The sequence below is a fragment of the Dietzia sp. SLG310A2-38A2 genome, assembly GCF_014145095.1.
In the GTDB taxonomy this organism is placed as follows: domain Bacteria; phylum Actinomycetota; class Actinomycetes; order Mycobacteriales; family Mycobacteriaceae; genus Dietzia.
The window spans coordinates 1-1,347 of record NZ_JAALDX010000510.1 but is presented as its reverse complement, the minus strand read 5'-3'; the positions used below and the strand labels follow the sequence as shown (position 1 = coordinate 1,347).

Genomic DNA, 1,347 nt, shown 5'->3' with positions numbered 1-1,347 from the left:
GGGGCCGCGGTCCTATCTGATGGACAATTGTTCATGAGAGAGTGATCCCATGCACACCTCACGTCTCCGTCGCTGCGTGGGCCCGGCGATCACCGGCGCCGCGGCGGCCGCCGCATCGGTCCTTCTGACCTCACTCGTCTCCCCCGCCGTTGCCGGGTCGACCCCGACCATCCCCGCCGCTCCCCCGTCCACCGGGTCCACGATCGAGCAGGCCGGCGGCTCCACGCAGACGCTGGGGCAGAACATCGCAGGTCAGATGAGTGGGGCCGGCATCGGCCCCTCCGTCTACGCCGGCACCGGAACCGGTCCGGCGCGCTATGTGGCGCTGGGCGATTCGTACGCCGCCGTCGGCCGGGTGGCACCGGGATCCTGGGGCGCCGGGCCCGTCGCGTGTGTGCGGACCGACGACGCCTATCCCACGGTCGTGGCCCGCGAGCTCGGTGTGGGGACGTTCATAAACGCCAGTTGCGGGGGAGCCACCGCCGACGACTTCTGGGAGCCCGCCCGCAACGGGGCACCGCCCCAGCTCGATGCCCTGGATGCGCGGACCGACCTCGTCACCATGACCATCGGTGGCAACGACGTGGGGTTCGCCGCGGTGATCGTGGCCTGCGCCCTCCGGCCCAACACCGCCCCCGAGTTCCTGCCGATGGTGGACTCGGTGACCGCGCGACTCGCCGAGGGCTTCGACGCCACCGCCGGGTGCTCCGACGTGATCGACCGCCAGGCTGCTCAGGCACTCGAGGAGCTCGACGGACGGATGGACTCGGTGTACGCCGAGATCGCCCGGCGCTCCCCCGACGCCCGCGTGGTGACCGTCGGATACCTCTCCGCGATCCCGGACGACCGCACCCTGCTCGCCTCGCCCGACTGCGCACCGTTCATCGCGATCCCCGAGGCCGAACGGGACAAGGTCCGCGGATTCCAGGAGAGCATCAACCGGGTGGTCCGCGACGCGGCTCAGCGCAACGGGGCGACCGTCGTGATCCCCGACGAGCCCGGACACTCGATGTGCACGCCCCCGGAGACCCGGTGGGTCGACTTCACCGGCCTGCAGACCTCCTCGGTGCCCGTGCATCCCACGTCCGCCGGGCACGCCCACGTGGCCGGTCGGGTGCTGTCCGCGCTCTCGGGATAGCGCCGACGCCGGCCGACGGGAGCAGGCGTCGGCCGACAAGAGTAGAAGTTGCTTAGTTGCCACAACTACCAACGGGGGGGCGACCGGGGTAGCAGACTGCGGTCATGGTCACTCCCCTACGCCGCCGCTCCGCCGGCGCACGCACCCTCACCACGTCCCTCGCACTGGCCGCGTCCCTCGCGCTGGCCGCCGCGCCCGTCGCGGCCGCG

1 protein-coding gene is annotated in these 1,347 nt (G+C 72.0%); it reads left to right on the top strand.

Annotated features, from left to right (window positions below):
• Positions 1-49: 49 nt before the first annotated feature.
• A complete protein-coding gene (locus G6027_RS16325) occupies positions 50-1,138 on the top strand; it encodes an SGNH/GDSL hydrolase family protein (RefSeq protein ID WP_182638071.1) in 1,089 nt (362 codons plus the stop codon).
• Positions 1,139-1,347: the final 209 nt, after the last annotated feature.

Excerpts from the sequence above, each read along its gene's own strand:
- G6027_RS16325 (WP_182638071.1), top strand. The coding sequence starts at position 50 with ATGCACACCTCACGTCTCCGTCGCTGCGTGGGCCCGGCGATCACCGGC.